Below are 16,319 nucleotides of genomic sequence, written 5' to 3' on the forward strand. Positions count from 1 at the left end.
CGCGTCACCACCAGTAGACGGGGTAGCTCGGAGCCTTGCGGCGCACGCGGGAAGCGGCGTACCCGGTCAGCACGAGCAGGACGGTGGCCCCGAACAGCAGCGGCACGAACCGGCCGGGCGCGGGGGCCTGGAGCACGATGATCACGGCGGTGGCCACGGCCGGCGAGTGCGGGGTACGGGCGACCATGTTGAGGCCGAGCGTCAGGCCGGCCGCCACGGCTGCCGCCCAGGCGCTGCCGCCCGCCGCCGCGAGCACCGCGTAGCCCACGACACTGCCCACCAGGTGGCCGATGACGACGTTGCGCGGCTGGGCGAGCGGGAGGGTCGCAGCGCTGTGGACCAGCGCGGCGCTCGCCGCCAGCGGGGGTATCAGCACCGGTTCGTGGATCACCGCCCCGATCGCGACGAGGGCCAGCAGGACGGTGGTCGCCGCCGCGATGCTGTGCAGGGCCGCCGCCGGGGTGGGCCTGGCCGGGGCCCGGACTGCGGCTACCGGCCATCGGCGCGGCGGGCTGCTCTCGGGTGCCGAGGCGGCGTCCACGGGCGTGGCCGTGGGGGCAGGGGTGGACTGCGGGCGAAGCGCGGCGTTCGAGCTCATTTCAGGGGTTTCCGGGGCAGGCGGCCGCCGGGCGGCCGGGGCAGGGCAGGACGACGCCGGGCAAGGGTGGTGCCGGGACAGTGTGGCCCCGGGGCACTGATGGGCCGGGGACATTCCCGACGACCCTACCTCTCGGGTCTCCCGCGGCCGCTTCCGAGGGGTTGATTCCGCTGCGGCGCGGTCGCTGCTGCCGGCGCGGGCCGATGGGGAGCTCTGACCGTAAAGTGGACATGTGCGCCCCAAGCGCTCCATATCCCCCTTAATGACCGCGGTCGCCGTGCTGTTCGCGAGCGCGGCGCCGGCTTGCTCACCGCCTCCGCGAGCGCAGCACCGGCCGCAGGTCAGGGTCGTCGCGCACACGCTCGCGGCGGAGGTCACGGAGGTGCCCGCGGGGAAGCTGGGCACGACCCTCCGGGCCGGGTGCCCGGTCACGGCGGAGCGGCTGCGGCTGATCCGGGTGAACCACTGGGGCTTCGACGGCAAGGTCCACCGCGGCGAGCTGATCGCCCACCGCGACGCGGTCGAGCCCCTTCTGCACGCCCTGGGCCGGGCCTTCGACGCCCGCTTCCCGATCCGGCGGATGCGCGTGATGGCCGAGTACGGCGGCGACGACGGCGCGGCCATGGCCGACGACAACACCTCGGCCTTCAACTGCCGGCCGGTGACCGGGGACCCGGGGAAGCGCTCGCGGCACTCGTGGGGCCTGGCAGTGGACTTCAACCCGGTGGAGAACCCGTACGTGGACGTGCGCGGAAGGGTGCACCCGGCAGCGGGCCGGGCGCACCTGCGGCGGGACCCGGTCCGCCCCGGGATGATCACGGAGGACGGGGTCGTCGCCACCGCGTTCCGCGAGGTCGGCTGGCACTGGGGCGGCGACTGGTCCAACCCGGACTACCAGCACTTCTCCTCAGACGGCGGGTAGGGCCCGATCCGAAGACCGGGCCCTCACCGGAAGGACAGGCCCGGCGCGTCCGCTCCAGTGCTGTGGCCGGGAGGTTTGCCGGGGCGCGGTGTTCGGCGCGGTGCATCGCAAGGCGGAGGACCGCGGCTCGTACCGGACGTACTCGCGCGGTCCGACAACGCGGCGAGGTGCCGTGCCGAGCGCCGTGACCGGTGAACCTTTCCGGTCACAGCACTAGAGCCGGACACTCCACGCGGCGGTGGAGCGCAGCGTCCGCATGACCTTCGGGTCGCGCACGGACGGGGTCCGGTCCTCGACCGTGACCGACAGTCGGTGGGTGCGGAGGTCGAAGAGCCAGAGGTCCGCCACGGCCACCTCGCTGCGGCCCTCGAAGCGCTTCAGCTCCTTGCCGTCGAGGTACCAGCGCACCACGAGCTGTCGGCCGTCCGCGCCCTCGAGCCTCGGGACGGCCGTCTTCGCCGTGTCGCGCACCCGCAGGGTGCGGTCGGTCGGAGTGAGCGGGGTGGCGATCCTGGCGTGCTGGTGGAAGCCGGCGATCATCGCCTCGACGCCGGGCAGGTTGAACGGCTTGCCCAGCACCCGCATGATCGAGTTGTCGGTGGGCCGGTACAGCCCGGTGACGTAGTAGCCGCCGCCCTCGTACGCGCCGACCGTGCCGCCGTCCGGCGACTGCTCGCCCAGCCAGCGGTACCACTTGGCCCGTTGGGTGGCCATCCGGTCCGCGGACAGGCCCGAGATGTTGGTCTCGGCGGGCTCGGGCCCCGTGTACTTCTCGTAGTCCGGGACGCCGGGGTAGAAGTACTCGTCGGCGAGCTTGCCCAGCGAGTGGCCGGTCTCGTGGATGGCGACCTGGCCGGACTTGGCGTGGCCCGCGGAGGCCGTCGAGATCCCCTCGTAGCCGAGGGTGGCGCTGGGCTCGTTGTAGCCGGCCCCGCCGTACTTGGCGCTGTTGGCCAGCACGATGACCAGGTCGGCCTCCGGGGCCTTGGCCACGTACGCGTCGACCTTGGGCTGGTCGATGCAGAGCAGCCGCTCGATGTCCTCGCACCAGAAGTACGAGCCGAGGGCGGTGTCGCGCACGGTGGCCCGGTCGGGGTCGCCGGTCACGCCGGAGTCGCGGGAGACCGCGTCGACCGTCCAGACGTTGAAGAGGTTGCGGTAGGTGGTGTACGGCTCGACGGCGGTCACCTCGGCCCACTTCTGGGCCGCGTCGGCGTGGAAGCGGTCCAGTTCGGCGGCGGTGTAGCCGTCCCCGATGACGACGACGTCGAGGCGGTCGGCGGTGGGGCCGTTGTCGACCAGCTTGGCGACCTCCCCGTCTGCGGCCCGTTCGGCGTCAGAGAGCCGGCCGGCGCTCGATGCCGGTCCGGCGCCGCCCGCGGGCACCAGGGCGTGACCCGATCCGGCCTCGGAGCCGTGCTCCGGGCCGGGTATCTCGACCTCCACCCGGGTCTTCGCCCTTGGTTCGCCGTCGGCGGCGCGGGCGGGGCCCGCGGCCACCAGAACGCCGGTCGCGCAGACCGCCGCGGCGACCGCCCGCAGGGCCGCCCGCACGCCGAGGCGTGGCCTTGCATCCATGAAGTCCTCCCCCGTGAAAGGAAATTAAGCAAGCGCGTAAGTGCAATGAACCGGCTGCTTAAATTAGGGGCGCGCCGGGGCGTGCGCAATGGCCCGCTCCCCCTGAATACTGGGGAGTTGGAGCGATCAGGAGGTTTCCATGGACGAACCGGCCCGCATCGGGCGCAGGGTTCAGCGGATGCGCAGCGAACTCGGCCTGACCCAAAGGCAGTTGGCCGAGCCCTCCTACACCTCCGCCTACATCTCCACGCTGGAGTCGGGCAAGGTCCGCCCCTCCGAGACGGCGCTGCGCTTCCTCGCCGGGCGGCTGGGCACCTCGTACGAGGAACTGGCCACGGGCCGCCCCGCCCACCTGGCCACCGAGCTGCGCCTCGCCCTCGCCGACGCCCAGCAGACCCTGACGACGGGCGAGACCGACGAGGCTGCCGACCGCTACCGGAGTCTGCTCGCCCGGGCAGAGGAGCTCGCCCTGGCGCCCGAGCAGGCGGAGGCGCGGCTCGGGCTGGGTGAGTGCGCCCTGGAATCCGGTGAACTGGCCGAGGCCATAGCTCACTTCGAGGCGGCGGAGCGACTCCTGGCCGATGAACCGCTCCCCCGCCGGGCCCGACCGATCCGGGGTCGCGCCGTCGCGCACCTGCTCGCGGGCGAGCTGCGCTACGCCTGCTACCTCCTCGAATCCACCATCGACGAGCTGGGCGCGAGCGGGCTCGCCGATCCGGAGGCGCTGGTGTTGCTCTACGCCGCGGTGATCGGGCCGTACATCGACATGGGCGCCCACGCCCGCGCCGCGCGCGCCGCCGAGCTGGCACTCGCGCTGGCGCCGCAGGTCGGCGATCCGGCGCTGGTGGCGGGCATGCACCGGCAGGTGGCGCGGACGTTCCTCGCCGAGGGGCGGGTGGCCGACGCCGACGCCTCGCTGGCCAAGGCCCAGGCGATCTACGGGCAGTTGCGGCTGCGGACGGATCTGGCGCACTGCCATTGGATGCGCGGCTACGTCCAGGCGCAGAACGGCGAACTCGCGCTGGCGGAGCAGGAGTTGCGCACGGCCCGGGAGATGCTGTCGGCCCGCCGGGCCGCCCTGTACACGGCGCAGGTGGAGGTGGAGCTGGCCGACGTACTGCGCCGGCTCGGCCGGTACGAAGAGGCCGCCGGGCTGCTGTCGGCGCTGCTGGACCTGGGCGACAGCCACGGCGCGGTGCACGCGGGCGGCGCCCACCGGCTCCTCGGCCTGATGGCCGAGGAGCGCGGTGAGGCCGAGGCCGCCGAGCGGCACTACGTGCAGGCACTCGCGCTGCTGGAGCGCAGCGGGGCGACGGGCGATCTCGCCGACCTGTGCCGGCTGCTGGGTGATCTGCTGCGGCGCACGGGTCGGGTGGAGGCGGCGTTGGACGCGTACCGCACGGGGCTGGGGCACCGGGCGGCGCCGGGCACCACCACGCTGGGCCCGGCGCCCGCGGCGCTCGACTGGGTCAGTGGTTCTCGGTGGGCTGGAGGTCGTGCGGAATGAGCGCCCACGTGGTGGCCGCGGCTGCGACCGCGAGTCCGCCGGCCATCAGGAACGCGGGCGTGATCGCCAGGGTGTAGGCGTGCGAGGCCACGTCGATCAGGGCCTGGCCGACGGCGCCGCCGAGCCGTTCGGCGGTGTGCGCCGCCTCGCCCACGGAGTCCCGTACGGCGGCCGCGCTGGGTCCGTCCAGTTCCAGGGCGGGCAGGTTGCCGCGGTAGAGCGCGGCGGCGGTGGAGCCGAGGATGGCGACGCCCATGGCCGAGCCGAGCTCGTAGCAGGTCTCCTCGATCGCGGCGGCGCTGGAGACCTCGGCCGCGGGGGCGGCGGAGATCAGCGTCACGGAGGCCACGGTGGTGGCGAGGCCGGCGCCGAGGCCCATCACGGTCAGGGCGGCGGCGAAGGCGGCGTAGCCGAGGTCGGTGAACTGCTGGAACACCCAGGGCATGGCCATTCCGGCGGCGAGCACGACCAGTCCGGCACCGAGCACGTGGCGGATCGCGAAGCGCTGCATGAGGGTGGGGGCCACCATCGAGGCGGCGATCAGCGCGAGCGGTGCGGGCAGCAGGCGCAGACCGGCCTCCAGCGGGGTGTAGCCCTGGCCGTACTGGAACCACTGGGTGACGAGGAACAGGATCGCGCCCATGCCCACCATGGGCAGGAAGATCGCGGTGGCGGCGACGCTGAAGGCGGGCTTGGCGAACAGCCGCACCTGGAGCAGCGGGTGCGGTACGCGCAGCTGGCGGCGCACGAAGACGGTCAGCGCCACGGCGGCGACGAGGAGCAGGGCCCACGGCAGCGGATCGGCGACGCCGCTCTTGCCGAGCTGCTTGATGCCGCCCGCGAGGGCCAGCATGCCGACGATGGACTGGCCGACGCCCCACCAGTCCCAGGCGCCGGCGGAGCGCGGGGCGCGCGATTCGGGGAGGTAGCGCATGCCGGTCGCGATGATCAGGGCGGCGACGGGGAGGTTGAGGAGGAAGGCGGAGTGCCAGCCGTAGTCCTGGACGAGCAGCCCGCCGACGACGGGGCCGAAGGCCATGCCGCCGCCGAAGACGGCCGCCCACACGGCGAGGGCGAAGGCGCGCTCCTTGGCGTCGGTGAAGACGCTGCGCAGGATCGACAGGGTGGACGGCATGATGGCCGCACCGCCGACGCCGAGCAGGGCGCGGGCCGCGATCACGTGCCAGGCCTCGGTGGAGAACACGGCGATGAGCGAGGCCAGCGAGAAGATTCCGAAGCCGACCATGAGCAGCCGCTTGCGTCCCCAGCGGTCGCCGAGCGCGCCCGCGGTGACGAGCAGGCCGGACAGGGCGAGCGCGTAGATGTCGATGATCCACAGCTGCTGGACCGCGCCCGGCTGGAGGTCGCCGACGAGGGAGGGGAACGCCACGTTGAGGATCGTGGTGTCCATGGAGATGAGCAGGAGACTGCCGGAGAGGATCGCCAGGACGATCCACCGACGGGGGTCCTGCGAGGGGGTGTGCATGGGATTCCGTTCAGAGTTGAGCGGGGTTCGGATGCGGATGCGGATGCGGTTACGCGGGGGGCCGCGCGCCGCCGAGGAAGGACGTCAGGACCAGCCGGCCGATCTGGCGGGGCGCGAGGTGGCCGTCGCGCACGCCCTCGGCGGCCGCGTCGAGCAGGCCCCAGAGCGAGTACCAGATCCAGTACGGCGGGAGGTCGGCGCGCAGCCGCCCCAGCCGCTGGCCGAGGGCGAGGAACGCCAGGGCCCGCTGGTCCTGCCGGTCGACACCGGCCCGGAATTCGGGGTCGGCGAGGACGGTGGCGTCCCGTGAGGTGAACCCGTACAGGTGCGCGGCGGGCAGCAGGGCGACGACCAGTTCTTCCAGGGCGGCGTCGAAGGCGGCCCCGTCGGCGCTCTGCGGCAGGTCGACCGGGGTGAGGCAGGCGTCGACCACCTGGATGGCCCGGACCGCGACGGCCTTCAGCAGGGCCTCGCGGGTCGCGTAGCGGCGGCTGAGCGTGGCTCGGCTGGTCCCGATGCCCGCGGCGATCTGCACCATCGAGGCGCTGTGGTCGCCGGCGAGTACGCGGGCGGCCGCGTCCAGAAGTTCTTCGTCGTGCACCATGGTGAGCCTCCTTCGCCTCGGATGATACAAAATTGTCTCACCCGAGGCAAAGTTGGTCCACTCGCTTACTCGATGATCTCCAGGCGGGCGGTCACCAGGAGGACTTGGTGACCCCCGGGAGCAGGCCGGCATGCGCCTGTTCGCGCATCCGGACGCGGGAGAGCCCGAACTTCCGCAGGTACCCGCGGGGCCGGCCGTCCACGCCGTCGCGGTTGCGCACGCGGGACGCGCTCGCGTCGCGGGGCTGCCCGCGCAGCTCCGCGAGCGCCGCCCGCCGCTCGACCTCCGTCGAGGAGGGCCGGCGCAGGACCTCCTTCAGCTCGGCCCGTCGGGCCGCGTACCGCTCGACGATCGCCTTGCGCCTGGTCTTCACCTCGCCCGGCCTCGACCGCGAGGGGCTGGAGCGGCTGCTCGACTCCTGCCTGCTCACCGACGCCGAGTACACCGCCGGGCGCGAGGCGTGGAAGCGGCTCCCGGCCGCCTTCGACGCCCTGCTCGACCCCGTCTCGTAGGACACGCACCCGTAAGACACCTACCCGTAAGGAATCCTCGTGGCCCGTCGCACCGACATCCGCAAGCCCGTGAAGGCCCGTCCCAACCCGCTGGACGCGGCCAAGATCACTCACATCGACTACAAGGACACCGACCTGCTGCGCAAGTTCATCTCCGACCGCGGCAAGATCCGCAGCCGTCGGGTCACCCGGGTCAGCGCACGACAGCAGCGCCTGCCGGCCGCCGCGATCAAGAACGCCCGCGAGATGGCCCTGCTCCCCTGCGCGAGCCGGTAGCCCGGCAGCCGGGGTGGCCGGGGCCTACTCCCCGGCGCCGTACTCCCCGGCGCCGCGGGCGCGGGCGCCCTCCCGGGTGCGGGACGCGGTCTGGGCGCGCTGCGGGTGACGGCGCACGTACTCGTGCTCCAGTTCGTTCATCCGCTTGGTGTGGGTGACCAGGGCATCATCGGACCCGTGCAGCAGGGTCTCGTGGCGCGTGCGGTGGATGGCTTCCAGCTCCTTGAGGAGTCTGCCCTCCTCCAGCTTGCTCGCCGACGGACCGCCGTCGTGCTCCGTCATGTCGCGTGCACCTCCTCCGCACGAGTCCTGCGGGCTTCGTCCCCCGTCCTCCATCATGCGCCGCCGGGGCTCCGGCCGCCGATCTCCGCGACGAGGGCGCCGCAGAACGCCTTGAGGTCACGCGGCCTGCGGCTGGTGATCAGGGTGGTCGGCGCGGCGTGGCAGACGTGGACCTCCTCGTCGACCCAGGTGCCGCCGGCGTTGCGGATGTCGGTCGCGAGGCTGGGGAACGAGGTCAGGGTCCTGCCGCGCAGCACGTCGGCCTCGACCAGGGTCCAGGGGGCGTGACAGATCGCGGCGACCGGCCTGCCCGTCTCGAAGAACTCCCGGACGAACGCGACGGCCCGCGCGTCCCTGCGCAGCGCGTCGGGGTTGGCGAGACCTCCGGGCAGCACGAGCGCGTCGAACGCCTCGGCCGCGTCCTCGCCCAGGACGTGGTCGACGGCGTGGGCTCCCGCCTTGTCGAGGTGGTGGTAGGCGCGTACCACGCCCGGTTTCGTGGACACCAGCCGGGGGATCCAGCCTGCTTCCAGCACGGCCTTCCAGGGCACGGTGAGTTCGACTTCCTCGACGCCCTCGGGCGCCATCAGGAACGCGATGCGCATGCGGGTCGCCTCCTTCCCTCCTCCTTCCAGGGTGCCTGCCCGGGCACCCACGGCCAAGGGAGTGAGTAGACACTGTCTACTCACTCCTGGTAGACAGTGCCCATGGACGAGGAAACACCCCTTCGGGAGCGGCTGATCGACGTCGGCGTGGAGATCGTGACGACCGAGGGCACCGCTTCGGTCGGGCTGCGGGAGATCGCCCGCCGGGCCGGGGTCTCGCACGGGGCGCCGCGCCGGTACTTCCCCACCCACCACTCCCTGTTGTCGGCGATCGCCCGGCGCGGGTTCGCGGATCTCGGCGCGCGGTTCTCGGAGGCCTGCGCCGGGGAGCCTTCCCCGCGCGAGCAGGTGCGGGCCCTGGGGGCCGCGTACGTCGGCTACGCGCTGGAGCAGCGCGGGATGTTCGAGCTGATGTTCCGTCACGACCTGCTCGACAGCTCGGGACAGGAGCCCTCGGGCGAGCCGAGGCTGCGGGAATCGACGCTTCCGCTGTTCGGCCTGCTCACCTCCCTGGTCTCCCGCTGCGGGGCGGCCGACCCGGCCGTGACGGCCGCCGCGCTGTGGGCCAACCTGCACGGTGTGGCGCAGTTGTGGGGCTGGGGCAGCCTGCCGCTCATGCTCGGCCGTGGCGTCGCGGTGGAGCGCCTGGTCGACGCGGCTCTGGACGCGCACCTCGGGCCGGACCCGCGGGATTCCGCGTGAGGCCGCGGCTCGCGCTCCTCGTCAGCGTGGCCGGCGCCATGATCGTCGCGCTGGACGGCACCGTGCTGAGCGTGGCGCAGCCGAGCCTGCGGCGCGATCTCGGGGCGAGCCTCGCGCAGGTGCAGTGGACCAGTACCGCCTATCTGCTCGCGGTGGCCGCCTTCCTGGTGGTCGCCGGACGGCTCGGGGACCGGTACGGGCACACCCGGCTGCTGTTCGTCGGTGTGCTGGGATTCGCCGCGGCCTCGGCGGGCATCGCGTACGCGCCCGGCGTGGGCTGGGTGATCGGACTGCGCGCCGCCCAGGGGGTGTTCGGCGCGCTGCTCCAGCCCGCGACGCTGGCGCTGCTCCGGCTCGCGTACCCGCCCCAGCGGCTCGGCACTCCGATCGCCGTACGGACCGGCGCGATCGGGGTGGCCGCCGCGGCCGGTCCCCTGCTGGGGGGTGTGCTGGTCGCACAGTGGGGCTGGCGGGCCGTGTTCGTGATCAACGTGCCGGTCGCCCTGCTGATCGCCGTACTGACGCTCGCCGTACGGGCACCCGCGCCGCCGCGGGAGGAGGCCGGGCGGCTGGAGTTCACCGGCTCGGCCCTGCTCGCGGCGGCCCTCGCGGTGTTCGTGCACGCGCTCGTGGGGGTGCCCGCGTACGGGTGGCTCTCCGGGCCGACGCTGCTGGGGCTCGGTGGGACCGCCGCGCTCGGGGTGTGGTTCGCACGCCGTGAACGGCGGGCCGCGCGGCCGCTGGTACCGGCCGGCGTGGCGCGCTCGGTGCCGGTGACCGCGTCGATGGGGCTGCTGCTGGTCGTGTCCGCCGGGCTGTTCGGGGCGCTGTTCACGGCGACCTTCCGGCTCCAGGACGTACAGGGTCTGGATCCGCTCGCCACAGGGCTGCGGGTGCTGCCGCTGACGTTGGCGATGGTCGCCGCGGCTCCGGTGGCCGGGTTCGCGCTGCGCCGGTTCGGACCGCGGCGGACCGCGCTCACCGGTACGGGGCTGGTCGCGCTCGGCATCGCGGGGCTGGGCTCGGCCTCCGCAGTGGCCTTCGGGGTACTGGGCGCCGGGTTCACCACCGTGATGGTCACCGCCACCGGGACCGTGGTCGGTGAGGCCCCCGCCGGGTACGCCGGGGTGGTCGGCGGGCTCAAGCAGACGGCCATGAACATCGGCCCGGCGCTCGGGATCGCCGTCGCGGCGGGCGCCGGGGCGGGCGGGCTCTCGCTGGCGGCCCTGGCCGCGCTGGCCCTCGTAGGACTGGTACCGGCGGCACTGCTGCCGCCGTCACCTCTGCTCGGTCCCGGCGGCGCGCGCCCTGCAGCTGCGGGCGACCTCGTCGGCGAAGACCAGGGCAGGCGGGGCGAGGGCGGACCAACGTCGGACCGCCCAGCCCACCGCGAGGGGCGGCAGGGCGGGGATGGGGACCAGGCGCAGCGGGCCGTCGGTGCCGGGGACGCGCCAGCCGGGCAGCGCGGGCACGACGGCGTGGCCCAGGCCTAGTTCGGCGAGCAGCAGCGCCGTGTCCCAGTCGGCCACGCTGGTGTCGGAGCGGACCCGAATGCCTGATTCCGCGAGGGCGGCGTCCAGGTGGGCGCGGGAGGCGGAGTTCTCCGGGAGCCTGATGTGGCGGATCTCGGTGAGGTCGGCCGGCTCGATGCGGGCGCGGGCGGCGAGGGGGTCGTCGGCGCCGACCGCGAGTACCCAGGGCAGTTCCATGACGGGGCGCTGTTCGATGCCGCGGATCGGCGCCCCGATGGTGATCCACGCCAGGTCGAGGTCGTCGGCGGCGAGGGCGTCGAAGCAGCTGCGGCTGGAGTGCTCCGTCTGGAACTCCAGGCTCACCTCGGGGTGGCGGCGGCGGAAGGTGACGACTGCCTCCGACATGAAGTGGCGCACGGTGGTCGCGCCCGTGGTGACGCGCACCGTGCCGCCGCCTCCCCGGACGAGCTCGTCCAGGCGGCGCAGGGCGCCGTCGAGGCCCGCGATGCCGTCGGCGGCCGCCGCTTGCAGGATGCGGCCCGCTTCGGTGGCGACGACGCCGCGGGCGTGGCGCTCCAGGAGGCTCGTGCCGGTCTGCTTCTCCAACCGGCGGACGTGCTGGCTGACGGCCGACTGGGTGCAGCCGAGGTCGCGGGCGACGGCGCTGAGGCTGCCCGCGCGGCAGACGGCCACGAACACACGGAGATCATCGAGGGTCACGAGACCCAAGGTATCGCTTGGGTGTGGTGAGGAAACCGGAGGATTGACTTGGGTTTTGGGCCGGCCCAAGATCGATACAGGCCCGGGCGGCAACCCGTCCCGCGCCTTCGCCACGGGGGTCCGGAACCCAGGCGGAGGCGAGGACGGGTGCCGACCCGTCGACGCCGTGGAGGCTTCCGCTCGCGCGGCGGGCCCTTCCGCGGGCTGCTGAGCGAGCCGGCCTGGCGGGAGTGCCAGGCCGTGCTCGGCGGGTGGGGCCTGCCTTTCGGGTCAGGGAGTGAAGGTCCAGCGTTGGGCCGGGGTGTTGTCGCAGGCGGTGCGGGTGAGGACGGTTCCGTTGGCTGTGGCGGAGCCGGCCGGGGTGAGGCACTGACCGGCGTTGCGCAGGGTGCTCTGGGCTCCCGCCTGCCAGCTTTGGCCCGCGCTTTCGTTACAGGTCTGGATGGTCACCCGGGAAGGGTTCGCTGCGTCGAGGCAGACCCCCGCGAGGCCGGTGAGGCGACCGTCGGGCTGGAGGGTCCAGCGCTGATTGGGGCCTCCGTGGCAGGTGTAGAGGGTGGGTTCGGTGCCCGGAGCGGTGGCGCTGTGCGGTAGGTCGACGCAGCTCGCGGAGGCCGCGTTGACGAGCGTGGCGTTCGCCGGGAGCGGGGCCGGGCGGCCGGTGAGGGTGATTTCGGCGGCGCTGGTCCAGGGGCCGCGGCCGCCCGCCTCGGTGAGTGCCTTGAGGCGGAGGTAGCGGCCGGCCTTCGGGGAGAGGGCGGTGGTCTTGGCGGTCGCGGTGTCGGCGAAGGCGCCGCTCGCCACCGGGGAGCCCCAGTCGGCGGTGGTGTCGGACACGTAGACCTCGTAGGAGCCGATCCGGCCGTTGACCCCGCCGTCCTGGCGGGGCAGGTAGCCGAGGCCGTCGACGGTGTGTCGGGCGCCCAGGTCGATCTGTATCTCGTGCGGGAGCGGGGCGGGCTTCGAGGAGGACCAGGCGGTGTGCCAGAGGGTGGCCGGGTTCCCGTCGAAGGCGTTGCCGGCGGCGCCGTTCTCGCCGCTGGTCTCCTGGCTGTCGGCGTACACCAGGGACCAGGCCGACTGGGCGATGGGTGTGGAGGAGGGCAGGGCCTCGGCCGCGGGGACGGTGGTGCCGGTGGCCGAGACGCTGAACGCGCCCGCCTTCGTACCGGTCTTGACCCACAGGACTCCGGAGCGGTCCGCGGCGTCGAAGAACCACCCCGTTGCGGCCGAGTCGTAGGCGGCCTTGGAGCTGTGCCGGGGCAGGGCGGCTCCGTCCGCCGTGACGGCGCTGGGCGCGGAGGCCACGTGGAGGGTGAACTCGTAGCCCCGGGAGGCCGGTTTGCCGGTGTAGCCGCCGGTGGGGGCGCCCACGGAGACGGTGACCGTGCCGGAGCCGGTGGTGGGGGCGGTGACGTTCACCTGCTGGCGGGCGTAGGCCCCGGACTGGTGGGCGCGGGTGAGGCCGTCGTCCTCGTACAGGCTGAAGGAGGAGGCGCCGCGCGGGTGGATGTCGTAGGTGAGGGTGGAGACCGGCTTCTCGCCCGTGTGGTTCATCTGCGGCCACATCGGGACGATGCCGCCGCCCTTGACGAAGAGGGGCAGGGTGTCGAGGGGCGCCTGGTAGCCGTTCAACCAGCCCGGGCCGGCGTACGTCTTGCCGGTCCAGTAGTCGGTCCAGCTCCCGGCGGGGAGGTAGATGCCGTCGCGGACGGAGGTGTCGGTGACGACGGGCGCGACGAGGAGGGAGTCGCCCGCCATGAACTGGCCGCTGGTGAGGTTACCGCGGGCCACCGGGTCGTCGGGGTACTCCAGGACCATCGCGCGGGTGCTGGGGACGCCGCTCTCGTGGGCGACGCGGCTCATCGTGTACAGGTACGGCATCAGCCGCATCTTGAGCTGGAGGTACTTGCGGTTGATGGAGAGGTACGGCTCGGCGAAGCGCCAGGGCTGCTTGTCCTGGTATCCGGCCGACGGGTTGGTCGCGCCCCAGCCGGACATGGTCATGAAGGCGGGGGTGAAGGCCTTCCACTGAAGGTCGCGGGTGTACGTCTTCGGACTGCCGCCGAAGATCCCGTCGATGTCCCCGGAGGCGTAATTGAGGGCGGACAGGCCCGCGCCGGTGATGGCGGGGACGTGCCAGCGCATGTCCTCCCAGGTGCCGTAGGTGTCGCCGGTCCAGACCACGGCGTTGCGCTGGGTACCGGCCCAGCCGTCGACGGTCCAGACGTAGCGGCGGGCGTCGGAGTTCTTCTCGATGCCGTCGACGGCCTGCTGCACTCCGTCGAAGGCGTACTTGTAACCGCTGCCGATCCAGGCCACGTCGGTCTTCACGCCCCGGGTCCCGGCGGTGCCCACCTCGTCGGCGATGCCACCGAGGCCGGTGGAGGTCCACAGGCCGGTCTGGAAGCCCTTGGCCTTCAGGGCGTCCACGGTCGACTTGAGGGGCGCGGTGTAACCGCAGCCGTAGCCGTCGTTCGGCAGGAACCAGCCCGAGGGCATGTCGGCGGCGCGCGCGTCGGTGGCGTACCCGACGACATCGGGGGTGGTCTGGTGGCGCAGCCGGTTGTGATCGCCCTGGTAGTCGGGGTTGGAGGCGTTGAAACAGTCGGCGTTGCCCAGCTCGAAGCCCCACATCGGCGCCATGAACGGCTTGCCGCTCACGTCGGTGTACGCGTCGAGCACGGACTTGAGGGAATCGCCGGTGAAGTACCAGGCGTCGAACCGCTTCTCGTCGTGGGTGAGGGTGCTGGGGGCGTTGAAGCCGTACGAGCCCGGGGCCCATGTGTTGCGCATGACGCCGTAGCCGTTGGTGGACATGTAGAAGGGCGCGGGGCTGGCGTTGTTGTTCTCGCGCCACTTGTTGTCGACGGCCACGGGGACGGTCTTGCCGCGCAGCGCCCATTCGCCGAGGCGGAGGCCGGTGCCGTAGAACTGCTCGTCCGCGCCGCGGGCCAGGTACTGGGTGGTCTGGCTGTTGGTCCAGCTGGTGGGCTGGGTCTCCTGCCAGACGAGGGTGGCGTTGTCGGCGCGGTAGACGGAGAACCGGAGCGGTGACTTGTTCACCCGGATCGAGAGGGCTCCGGTGTTGATCCGGTAGTACGTGCCCGCGTCGGTGTAACTCGTGGCGACGGAGCCGAAGTCGGTGGTGGGGGCGAGGTCGGAGCCGGCCGGGTCGTTGGTGAAGGCGCCGTCGGGCGAGAGCCAGAGCCGGAAGATGTCGGCCCGGGCGACGACCACACGGGCCTTGGCGCCGCCGGAGGCGGTGACGGTGAAGGTGTTCCCGGACTGGGTGAATCCGGTGACGTTGCCCGCCGTGGCGGTGGCCCCGGTGGGGGCGGCGGCGGCCTGTGTGGCGACGGGCCCGGCGGCGGCCAGACCCAGGACGGCGAGGGCGCCGGCGAGCAGGGCGGCTCGTAAGCGGTCGCCCCTCGGGCGGGCGCGGTGCGCCGGGCGGGCTTCGGCGCCCCGGCTCCTGCGGATGCTTGGCAGTCTCATGGGGCAGCTCCTCGTGCGGTCCGGATCACGGACGCAGCTTTTTGGCATGCACCTGGCAACTTGCACAGGCAACATAGCGCCCACGAAGCTCTACTTGAAGGATGATGCTCGAAATTACCGTCCATCAAGCAACTTTGAACACGAAAATGGCGGTGAGGGTCCCAGGGGCTCACGACGGCATCCACTTGCACACGCGCCTCAAGGTCGTCACGATCCGGCGGCCCAACCCGTTCGATACGACATGTCCGCCGTGTGGGCTGTTCTCTTCGGCCGTTCGGTCACGGTGTGCTGCCATGGCGCGCCCTTGTGTCACTCTCGGTCACGAATGCACGTCCGCAACCGAAGGGAAAAGTCGACGATGAGGCATCGCGAGAGGACAGGAACGAGGGCCGGGCTGCGCGTCGGAGCGGTCGGCCTGCTCGTTCTGGGCGGCATGGCAGGCTTCGTCGGGCCGACGCAGGCGCAGGCTCAGGTGGCGACCTGTCGGGGCAAGCCGGCCACGATCGTGATCACCGACCCGTTTGCGACGACCAACGGCACCAGCGGCGCCGACGTGATCATTGGCACCCCGGGCACGGACATCATCAACGGCCTGGGCGGCAACGACCGGATCTGCAGCCTGGGCGGCGAAGACAGCGTCCGCGGCGGCTTCGGCAACGACCAGATCGACGGCGGCACCGGCAACGACGAGCTGGTCGGTGACACTCTCGACCCCGGCGGAAACGCCGACGGCGGCGGAAACGACACCCTCCTGGGCGGCGACGGGTTCGACATCTTGATCGGAGACAGCTGTTCAGGCTCCGGACACGGTTCGGGCGGCGGGAACGACCGCCTGGAGGGCGGGGCCGACACCGACCGCCTCATCGGCGACAGCCTGGGCTTCACCGCCTCGGGCGGCGGGCGTGACCACCTCGACGGCGGCGACGCCAACGACACGCTGGTCGGCGACTCCCAGGCCAACGGAGGAAACGTCGAAGGCGCCGGCAACGACACCCTGCTGGGCGGCCTCGGCACCAACGACTTCCTTGTCGGCGACAGCGACTCCGCGGGAAATGCCACCGGCGATGGTGGAGACGACATTCTGAACACCGGCGCTGACGGCGGCTTCGCGGCCATCGGCGACCACAACATCCGTTCTGAGTTCGGCGGTTACGCCACGGGCTCGGGCCGGGACAGGATCACCGGCGGACCCAACGCCGAGCGGCTGGTCGGCGAAAGCTCGGTCGTCGACCCCAACCTCAGCTCCGCCAGCAACGACGAGATCGACGGCGGGGGCGGCGACGACCTGGTCTTCGGCGACAACGTCGACTTCCTCGTGACGATGACGGTCGGCTCCGCGGGCGGCCGCGACACCCTCCGCGGCGGCGCCGGCGCCGACACCCTCAGCGCAGGCCCCGGCGCCGACGCCCTCGACGGCGGCGAAGGCGCCCCGGACGTGTGCGACGGCGAGTCGGGCACGGACACGGCCACCCCGAGCTGCGAGGCGACACCGAACGTCCCCTGAAGCACGACCGGACGACCGGACCGAAACCCCCGGCTTCCGGGGCGCGTACCGAC

Annotated in this window: 14 protein-coding genes and 2 pseudogenes; 7 read left to right on the top strand and 9 right to left on the bottom strand. The window is 72.7% G+C overall.

What is annotated here, in order from left to right; genetic code table 11:
• Nucleotides 1–4 precede the first annotated feature (4 nt).
• Nucleotides 5–598, bottom strand: coding sequence for an HPP family protein (locus ACFV9H_RS02305; RefSeq protein WP_385392070.1), 594 nt, complete (start codon nucleotides 596–598; stop codon nucleotides 5–7).
• A 262-nt stretch (nucleotides 599–860) separates the two neighbouring features.
• On the opposite strand from ACFV9H_RS02305, the gene ACFV9H_RS02310 reads away from it, so the two are divergent.
• Nucleotides 861–1,520: a M15 family metallopeptidase gene (locus ACFV9H_RS02310; protein WP_385392073.1), complete on the top strand. Its 660-nt coding sequence runs from the start codon at nucleotides 861–863 to the stop codon at nucleotides 1,518–1,520.
• Nucleotides 1,521–1,733: 213 nt separating this feature from the next.
• Here ACFV9H_RS02310 and ACFV9H_RS02315 read toward each other — a convergent pair whose 3' ends face one another.
• Entirely contained in the window at nucleotides 1,734–3,098 is a 1,365-nt protein-coding gene (locus ACFV9H_RS02315) for a M64 family metallopeptidase (RefSeq protein ID WP_385392076.1), read from the bottom strand.
• A 139-nt stretch (nucleotides 3,099–3,237) separates the two neighbouring features.
• Between ACFV9H_RS02315 and ACFV9H_RS02320 the strand changes: the two genes are divergently transcribed.
• Complete coding sequence (locus tag ACFV9H_RS02320; RefSeq protein WP_385392079.1) at nucleotides 3,238–4,605, top strand: tetratricopeptide repeat protein; 1,368 nt, start codon at nucleotides 3,238–3,240, stop codon at nucleotides 4,603–4,605.
• Here the strand turns inward: ACFV9H_RS02320 and ACFV9H_RS02325 are convergent.
• From ACFV9H_RS02325 to rpsN, 3 genes are all read right to left on the bottom strand, one after another.
• Nucleotides 4,568–6,091, bottom strand: coding sequence for an MFS transporter (locus tag ACFV9H_RS02325; protein WP_385392081.1), 1,524 nt, complete (start codon nucleotides 6,089–6,091; stop codon nucleotides 4,568–4,570). The two genes, ACFV9H_RS02320 and ACFV9H_RS02325, sit on opposite strands and share 38 nt — an antisense overlap.
• A gap of 49 nt (nucleotides 6,092–6,140) precedes the next feature.
• On the bottom strand, nucleotides 6,141–6,695 hold the full coding sequence (locus ACFV9H_RS02330) for a TetR/AcrR family transcriptional regulator (protein ID WP_385392084.1): 555 nt from the start codon (nucleotides 6,693–6,695) through the stop codon (nucleotides 6,141–6,143).
• Nucleotides 6,696–6,786: 91 nt separating this feature from the next.
• The gene (rpsN, locus tag ACFV9H_RS02335) at nucleotides 6,787–7,068 is read right to left on the bottom strand and encodes a 30S ribosomal protein S14 (protein WP_385392087.1); all 282 of its coding nucleotides are present in this window, start codon (nucleotides 7,066–7,068) and stop codon (nucleotides 6,787–6,789) included.
• Between rpsN and ACFV9H_RS02340 the strand changes: the two are divergent.
• Both ACFV9H_RS02340 and rpsR read left to right on the top strand, forming a co-directional pair.
• Nucleotides 7,058–7,207 (top strand): annotated as a pseudogene (locus ACFV9H_RS02340) (cobalamin biosynthesis protein CobW); the annotation flags it as partial. The gene rpsN and the pseudogene ACFV9H_RS02340 overlap by 11 nt on opposite strands.
• A gap of 39 nt (nucleotides 7,208–7,246) precedes the next feature.
• Nucleotides 7,247–7,483: a 30S ribosomal protein S18 gene (rpsR, locus tag ACFV9H_RS02345; RefSeq protein WP_385392090.1), complete on the top strand. Its 237-nt coding sequence runs from the start codon at nucleotides 7,247–7,249 to the stop codon at nucleotides 7,481–7,483.
• Between the two features lie 24 nt (nucleotides 7,484–7,507).
• Here rpsR and ACFV9H_RS02350 read toward each other — a convergent pair whose 3' ends face one another.
• Entirely contained in the window at nucleotides 7,508–7,765 is a 258-nt protein-coding gene (locus ACFV9H_RS02350; RefSeq protein ID WP_385392092.1) for a DUF6158 family protein, read from the bottom strand.
• A 53-nt stretch (nucleotides 7,766–7,818) separates the two neighbouring features.
• Complete coding sequence (locus ACFV9H_RS02355; protein WP_385392094.1) at nucleotides 7,819–8,370, bottom strand: type 1 glutamine amidotransferase domain-containing protein; 552 nt, start codon at nucleotides 8,368–8,370, stop codon at nucleotides 7,819–7,821.
• A gap of 102 nt (nucleotides 8,371–8,472) precedes the next feature.
• On the opposite strand from ACFV9H_RS02355, the gene ACFV9H_RS02360 reads away from it, so the two are divergent.
• Nucleotides 8,473–9,072, top strand: coding sequence for a TetR/AcrR family transcriptional regulator (locus tag ACFV9H_RS02360; RefSeq protein WP_385392096.1), 600 nt, complete (start codon nucleotides 8,473–8,475; stop codon nucleotides 9,070–9,072).
• 38 nt (nucleotides 9,073–9,110) lie between these two features.
• Nucleotides 9,111–10,367 (top strand): annotated as a pseudogene (locus ACFV9H_RS02365) (MFS transporter); the annotation flags it as partial.
• Here ACFV9H_RS02365 and ACFV9H_RS02370 read toward each other — a convergent pair.
• Both ACFV9H_RS02370 and ACFV9H_RS02375 read right to left on the bottom strand, forming a co-directional pair.
• Nucleotides 10,350–11,264, bottom strand: coding sequence for a LysR substrate-binding domain-containing protein (locus ACFV9H_RS02370; RefSeq protein ID WP_385392098.1), 915 nt, complete (start codon nucleotides 11,262–11,264; stop codon nucleotides 10,350–10,352). The pseudogene ACFV9H_RS02365 and the gene ACFV9H_RS02370 sit on opposite strands and share 18 nt — an antisense overlap.
• A 270-nt stretch (nucleotides 11,265–11,534) precedes the next feature.
• On the bottom strand, nucleotides 11,535–14,762 hold the full coding sequence (locus tag ACFV9H_RS02375) for a TIM-barrel domain-containing protein (RefSeq protein WP_385392100.1): 3,228 nt from the start codon (nucleotides 14,760–14,762) through the stop codon (nucleotides 11,535–11,537).
• 358 nt (nucleotides 14,763–15,120) lie between these two features.
• Here ACFV9H_RS02375 and ACFV9H_RS02380 point away from each other — a divergent pair, with 358 nt between their 5' ends.
• The gene (locus ACFV9H_RS02380; RefSeq protein ID WP_385392102.1) at nucleotides 15,121–16,266 is read left to right on the top strand and encodes a calcium-binding protein; all 1,146 of its coding nucleotides are present in this window, start codon (nucleotides 15,121–15,123) and stop codon (nucleotides 16,264–16,266) included.
• Nucleotides 16,267–16,319 lie beyond the last annotated feature (53 nt).

The sequence above is a fragment of the Streptomyces sp. NPDC059874 genome, from assembly GCF_042731135.1.
GTDB lineage: Bacteria > Actinomycetota > Actinomycetes > Streptomycetales > Streptomycetaceae > Streptomyces.

Excerpts from the sequence above, each read along its gene's own strand:
- ACFV9H_RS02310 (WP_385392073.1), top strand. The coding sequence starts at position 861 with ATGACCGCGGTCGCCGTGCTGTTCGCGAGCGCGGCGCCGGCTTGCTCA.
- ACFV9H_RS02320 (WP_385392079.1), top strand. The coding sequence starts at position 3,238 with ATGGACGAACCGGCCCGCATCGGGCGCAGGGTTCAGCGGATGCGCAGC.
- ACFV9H_RS02360 (WP_385392096.1), top strand. The coding sequence starts at position 8,473 with ATGGACGAGGAAACACCCCTTCGGGAGCGGCTGATCGACGTCGGCGTG.
- ACFV9H_RS02380 (WP_385392102.1), top strand. The coding sequence starts at position 15,121 with ATGAGGCATCGCGAGAGGACAGGAACGAGGGCCGGGCTGCGCGTCGGA.
- ACFV9H_RS02375 (WP_385392100.1), bottom strand. The coding sequence starts at position 14,762 with ATGAGACTGCCAAGCATCCGCAGGAGCCGGGGCGCCGAAGCCCGCCCG.
- ACFV9H_RS02330 (WP_385392084.1), bottom strand. The coding sequence starts at position 6,695 with ATGGTGCACGACGAAGAACTTCTGGACGCGGCCGCCCGCGTACTCGCC.
- ACFV9H_RS02355 (WP_385392094.1), bottom strand. The coding sequence starts at position 8,370 with ATGCGCATCGCGTTCCTGATGGCGCCCGAGGGCGTCGAGGAAGTCGAA.
- ACFV9H_RS02325 (WP_385392081.1), bottom strand. The coding sequence starts at position 6,091 with ATGCACACCCCCTCGCAGGACCCCCGTCGGTGGATCGTCCTGGCGATC.
- ACFV9H_RS02305 (WP_385392070.1), bottom strand. The coding sequence starts at position 598 with ATGAGCTCGAACGCCGCGCTTCGCCCGCAGTCCACCCCTGCCCCCACG.
- ACFV9H_RS02350 (WP_385392092.1), bottom strand. The coding sequence starts at position 7,765 with ATGACGGAGCACGACGGCGGTCCGTCGGCGAGCAAGCTGGAGGAGGGC.
- ACFV9H_RS02315 (WP_385392076.1), bottom strand. The coding sequence starts at position 3,098 with ATGGATGCAAGGCCACGCCTCGGCGTGCGGGCGGCCCTGCGGGCGGTC.